This window comes from Streptomyces sp. SID5910 (genome assembly GCF_009862125.1).
In the GTDB taxonomy this organism is placed as follows: Bacteria; Actinomycetota; Actinomycetes; order Streptomycetales; family Streptomycetaceae; genus Streptomyces.
This window is the reverse complement of sequence record NZ_WWHX01000861.1, coordinates 1-4,766: the sequence shown is the minus strand read 5'-3', so window position 1 is coordinate 4,766 and position 4,766 is coordinate 1. Positions and strand designations below refer to the sequence as shown.

Sequence of the window (4,766 nt, the reverse complement as noted above, 5' to 3'; positions counted from 1 at the left end):
CTGCTGGCGAGCGTGCCCGCCGAGCACCCGCTGACCGGTGTGGTGCACGCGGCCGGTGCTCTCGACGACGCGCTCCTCGGCTCGCTCACGCCGGAGCGTCTGGACGCCGTGCTGCGTCCCAAGAGCGACGCGGCCGTCAACCTGCACGAGTTGACCAGGGAGCTGCCGCTGAAGGCGTTCGTGCTGTTCTCGTCGGCGGCCGGTGTGTTCGGCGCCGCGGGTCAGGCGAACTACGCCGCGGCCAACGCGTTCCTGGACGCCCTGGCGCAGCACCGCAGGGCGGAGGGACTGGCCGCGGCCTCCCTCGCCTGGGGCCTGTGGGCCGAACGCAGCGCCATGACCGGGCACATGGACGACGAGGACGTACAGCGGCTGGGCCGCTCCGGCGTGGCCGCGTTCTCCTCCACCGAAGGGCTCGCCCTCTTCGATCTGGCCGTCGAGCAGGCGGCCACCGAGACGGCGGACCCGCTCCTGGTGCCCGTGCGCCTGGACGTCGCCGCCCTTCAGGCGCAGGCGTCCTCGATCGGCACGCCCCCTCTGCTGCGGGGGCTCGTGCGGGTGCCGGCGCGCCGGGCGGCCGGCGGTGCCTCCGGGGCCGACCGGGGCGAGTCCGGGCAGGCGCCGCTCGGGCAGCGACTGGCCGGGCTGGCCCCCGCGGAGCAACTGCGGGTCCTGACCGAGCTGGTGCGGGAACACACCGCGGCCGTGCTCGGGCATGACTCCGCGGACGCGGTCGAGGACGACCACGCCTTCCTGGAGGTCGGCATCACCTCGCTCACCGCGGTGGAGATCCGTAACCGGCTCAACCACGTCACCGGGCTCACCCTGCCCGCGACGCTGCTGTTCGACCACACGACCCCGGCCGCGCTCGCCGCATACCTGCGGGGCCGGTTGCAGCCGGGAGCAGCCCCCGAGCCGGAGACCTCCGCCGGTGCCGCCGGGGCCGGAGAGGCCGGACATCCGGCGGCACCGGCGGCCGGTGGCGGAGCCGGGGCGGCGGGCGGCGGCGGTTCCACGATCGAGTCGCTCTACCGGCAGGCGTGCGCCGACGGCGAGTACGTGGCCGGCACCCAGTTGCTGATGGCGGCGGCACGGCTGCGCCCGTCGTTCCGTACGGCCGCGGAGCTGACGACGCCGCCCAAGGTGGTCCGGCTGTCGAAGGGCAGCACGGCGCCGGGGCTGGTGTGCTTCCCGTCGCTGGTGGCGATCTCCGGCGCCCGCGAGTACGCCCGGTTCGCCGCCGGGTTCCGGGGCCGGCGCGATGTCACCGTGCTGCCCGAACCCGGCTTCGGCAAGGGCGAGTTGCTGCCCGCCAGTGTCGACGCGGTGGTGGAGATGCAGGCGGAGGCGACGCTGCGGGCCGTCGGGCAGGAGCCGTTCGTGCTCGTCGGCCGGTCGTCGGGCGGGTGGATCGCGCAGGCGGTCGCGCGGCTGCTGGAGGAGCGCGGCAGCGCGCCGTCGGCGGTCGTCATGCTGGACACCTATCTGCCGCGCAGCGAGGCGCTGCCGTGGATCCAGACCAACCTGTCCGGCAAGATGTTCGATCGCGAGAAGATGTTCGGTGTGGTGGACGAGGGCAGGCTGACCGCGATGGGCGGCTACCTGCGGCTCTTCTCCAACTGGGGGCCGGAACCGGTCGGTGTGCCGATCCTGGCGGTGAAGGCCGAGGAGACCTTCACCGGGTCGGAGCAGACCACCGACGAGGAGTCGGCGTGGGGCCCCCGGGTCACCGTGACCGACGTACCCGGCGACCACTTCACCATGATGGAGGACCACGCCGGTGCCACCGCCACGGCCGTCCTCGACTGGCTTGCGGAGAACGTGTGAGGTGAGCGCACGGCATCCCGCCGTGCGCCCGCCCGCTCGTCGCGAGAAACGACGGAAGCGGGAAGGACGTGCCCGCGCCTGCGCGTCGTACGTTCCTTCCGCTTCCGCGGAACGCAGTTGACACATATATGAAGGAGAGAAAGTGACGTCTTCGAGCTTCACCCCCGTCGGTGAGCAGGTCGGCCAGTTCTACGACCAGTTGATGGGGGCGTTCGACGCCTCGCTGTACGGCCCGAACATCCACGTGGGTTTCTGGGACAGCCAGGAGGACTCCACCGGGCTGGAGGAGGCGGCCAACCGTCTGACGGACATGATGATCGAGCGGCTTCAGCTCCGCCCCGGCGCCCGCGTGCTGGACATCGGCTGTGGTCTCGGCGGGCCGGCGCTGCGCCTGGCGAAGGTCACGGGTGCCGAGGTGGTCGGGGTCAGCGTCAGCCTCAAGCAGGTGGAGAAGGCCAACCTGCTGGCGGAGGAGGCCGGGCTGAGCGGCAAGGTCAGCTTCCAGCACGGCGACGCGATGAACCTGCCGTTCGACGACGCCTCGTTCGACGCCGTGTGGATGCTGGAGTCCGTCATGCAGATGCCGGACCGCAAGGCCGCGCTCACCGAGGCGGGCCGGGTCCTGCGCCCGGGCGGCCGGCTCGCGCTCACGGACAACTACGAGCGGGAGACCATCTCGGCGGAGCGGCGCCCGGTGATCGAGGGCATCCTCAAGCGGTACCTCACGCAGTCGCCGGCGTCCTTCGAGGCGTACCCGGCCATGCTGCGCGAGGCGGGGCTGCGCTGTGCGGAGATCGTCGACGTCAGTGAGAACACCACCCGGCAGTCGGTCCGGCGGCTCGGCGAGGCGCTCGCCGAGAACATGGCCGAACTGGCCGCGAAGGTCGACCCGGAGGTCTTCGCCAAGCTGAAGCCCGCGGACGGGGAGAACATGGAGATGCCCGAGGTGGGCTACCTGATCGTGACGGCGCGCCGTCCCGAGGAGGCGTAGGCACCACGGGGTCCGGCCGCGCCGGACCCGGTGGTGAGGGGCGCGTCGCCACAGCGGCGCGCCCCTCACCCGTCCCGGATCCCTCGCCACCCGCCGATCCCTCGGCGCGGCCCCGTCGGTCAGCCGGGTGTGAAGCGCACCGGCGTCCCGACCGCGGCCTGGGCCGCCGCCGCGAGGGCCGGTTCGGCGACGACCGCGATCACCGGGTAGCCGCCCGTCGTCGGATGGTCGTGCAGGAACACCACGGGCCGTCCGTCCGGCGGCACCTGGACGGCGCCCAGGACCATGCCCTCGCTGGGCAGTTCACCCGTCGACGTCCTTTGCAGCGCCGGCCCCTCGGTGCGCAGGCCTATCCGGTTGCTGTGCGGGGAGACACGGTAGGTCGCCGAGGTGAACGTGCGCAGCGCGGCCGGGGTGAACCAGTCGGCGCGGGGGCCGGGACGCACCGGCAGGATCAGCTCGGCGGGCGGACCGGGCCAGGGGGCGGCGACGAGCGGAGCCGGCCGTGCGGGCGGGCCCACCGGGAGGACGTCACCGTCGCGCAGGGGTGCCGGGCCCAGCCCGGAGAGCAGGTCCGTGGAGCGGCTGCCGAGGACCGGGTCCACGGCGACGCCCCCGGCGACCGCCACGTACGAGCGCACGCCCGCGGTCACCGCCCCCACGTCCAGGACGGCCCCGGCCGGCACCCGCACCGGCGCGCCCCAGGCCACCGGCCGCCCGCCCACGGTCACCGGGCAGGGCGCACCGCCGACCACGACGGTGACGGCACGGTCGGGCCGCAGGGCGCAGCCGGTCAGGGTGGTCTCCAGGACGGCGGCACCGGCGTCGTTGCCGGCCAGCCGGTTGGCGAGCCGCATCGCCTGCTCGTCCAGCGCGCCCGAGCGGGGCACCCCGAGGTGGGCGTGGCCGCGTCGGCCCGCGTCCTGCACCGTGGTCAGGGCGCCGGCGCGCACGGTCGTGAGCTCGGCGTTCATGCCGCGCCCTCCGCCTCGACGAAACGCACCCGGGTCCCCGGCGTGAGGAGCGCCGCCTGTTCCCGCCCGGCGTCCCACAGGCGGCCCGGGTCCGGCATGGTGCCGATCAACTGCCAGCCGCCGGGGGTGGAGCGGGGGTAGACCGCGCTGTAGGGGCCGGCGAGCGCGACCGCTCCGGCCGGGACGCGGGTCCGCGGCGTGGCGCGGCGGGGCACGTGCAGCTCGGGGGGCAGCCCGGTGAGATAGCCGAAGCCGGGTGCGAAACCGCAGAACGCGACACGGTACGTACGGGAGGAGTGCAGGGCCGTCACCTCGTGCGGGGCGACCCCCCACAGGGCCGCCACGTCGGCCAGGTCGGGTCCGTCGTAGCGCACGGCGATGTCCACGACGGCACCCTCGTCCGCGGCGCCCGCCGGGATCTCCCAGCCGGCCAGCAGGCGGGCCAGCGCCTCGGGGTCCCGCACGCCGTCCAGGAGGACGGTCCGCGCCCCCGGCACGATCTCCTCCACCGGCGGCAGGGTCCCCGCCGCGCGCCGGCGCAGCAGCTCGGCGTGGAAGGCGGCGGTGCCCTCCGCGTCGGACAGCTCGACGAGCAGCGCGTGCCGTCCGGCGGTGCGGGCCGTGAGCAGCGGAACGCCGGTCACGCGAAGGCCCCGACCCGGACCCCGGCCGCCGCCAGCGCCTCGCGCACCCGCGCCGCGATCCTGGCCGCGCCCGGGGTGTCGCCGTGCACGCACAGGGAGCGGGCGGCGACGGCGACGGTCGTACCGTCCACCGCCTCGACCGCGCCGTCCACCGCGAACGCCAGCGCCCGCCGTACCACCGCGTCCTCCTCCGTCACCACGGAGTCCGCCTCACGGCGGGGGACGAGGGTGCCCTCGGGCGTGTAGGCGCGGTCCGCGAAGGCCTCGGGCACGCCGGTGAGGCCGGCGTCCCCGGCGGCGGCGAGCAGGCGGGAGCCCGGCAGGCCGAGG

At 75.0% G+C, this 4,766-nt stretch carries 5 protein-coding genes; 2 read left to right on the top strand and 3 right to left on the bottom strand.

Going from position 1 to position 4,766, the window contains the following annotated elements:
* A partial coding sequence (locus GTW67_RS30330; protein WP_161167953.1) for a KR domain-containing protein occupies positions 1-1,827 on the top strand: 1,827 nt, incomplete at its 5' end.
* A gap of 142 nt (positions 1,828-1,969) precedes the next feature.
* A complete protein-coding gene (locus GTW67_RS30325) occupies positions 1,970-2,818 on the top strand; it encodes a methyltransferase domain-containing protein (protein ID WP_161167952.1) in 849 nt (282 codons plus the stop codon).
* A 119-nt stretch (positions 2,819-2,937) separates the two neighbouring features.
* On the opposite strand, the gene GTW67_RS30320 is transcribed toward GTW67_RS30325, so the two are convergent.
* From GTW67_RS30320 to GTW67_RS30310, 3 genes are all read right to left on the bottom strand, one after another.
* Positions 2,938-3,792, bottom strand: a complete 855-nt coding sequence (locus tag GTW67_RS30320; protein WP_161167951.1) for a 5-oxoprolinase subunit C family protein — start codon at positions 3,790-3,792, stop codon at positions 2,938-2,940.
* Positions 3,789-4,436 (bottom strand): carboxyltransferase domain-containing protein, encoded by a 648-nt coding sequence (locus tag GTW67_RS30315; RefSeq protein WP_161167950.1) that lies wholly within the window; start codon positions 4,434-4,436, stop codon positions 3,789-3,791. Before GTW67_RS30315 ends, GTW67_RS30320 begins: the two co-directional genes overlap by 4 nt.
* Positions 4,433-4,766: LamB/YcsF family protein (locus tag GTW67_RS30310; RefSeq protein ID WP_202437898.1), on the bottom strand; the 334-nt coding region annotated here is incomplete at its 5' end. The genes GTW67_RS30315 and GTW67_RS30310, both read right to left, overlap by 4 nt.

Bases quoted from the DNA above. Each gene is read 5' to 3' on its own strand.
- GTW67_RS30320 (WP_161167951.1), bottom strand. From the start codon at position 3,792: ATGAACGCCGAGCTCACGACCGTGCGCGCCGGCGCCCTGACCACGGTG.